Source organism: Protofrankia sp. Cr1 (genome assembly GCF_963555865.1).
GTDB lineage: Bacteria > Actinomycetota > Actinomycetes > Frankiales > Frankiaceae > Protofrankia.
Window position 1 is genome coordinate 1 of sequence record NZ_CAUVXO010000494.1, and the last position, 554, is coordinate 554.

Sequence of the window (554 nt, forward strand, 5' to 3'; positions counted from 1 at the left end):
CCCGGCCGGCGCACCCCCTCACCGGGCACACCTGCTCGTGCCCGCCGCCAGCCGTGGCGCCGTTCGCCGACGGGCGCGTTGTGCTCGCCGCCGCCGGAGACGACCGGACCATCGTTGGGGTTGCAGCCCGCTGATGAGCGTGGGGAAGGCGACGACGGTGCTGTCGGGGCCCGCCTGGAGGTCCCAGGCGTCGATGCCGTCCCAGGCGCCGGGTGCGCCGTCCCACAGGTAGCTGGTGCAGGTCGGGTCCAGGTCAAACTCGGCGATGTATCGCGCGAGCCCCTCGCAGGCCGCCCTTGACATGCAGCCGTCAGGCTGCCTATTGTAATAGGCAGCCTGAAAGGCTGCATACCACTGGCAGTGCAACCGAATGATGGACGTGACGGTGATGGACGAGGTGTTCCGGGCGCTGGCCGACCCAAGCCGCCGGCGGCTCCTCGACAGCCTGAACGAGCGGTCCGGGCAGACCCTGCGCGAACTGTGCACCGGACTCGACATGACCCGCCAGTCGGTCAGCAAGCACCTGACGGTGCTGAAGGAGGCCGGACTGGTCA

The 554-nt window shown here is 69.7% G+C and carries 1 protein-coding gene; it reads left to right on the forward strand.

Annotated elements, in window-relative coordinates; genetic code table 11:
* Positions 1-388: 388 nt before the first annotated feature.
* Positions 389-554: helix-turn-helix domain-containing protein (locus U9980_RS24440; RefSeq protein WP_322770082.1), on the forward strand; the 166-nt coding region annotated here is incomplete at its 3' end.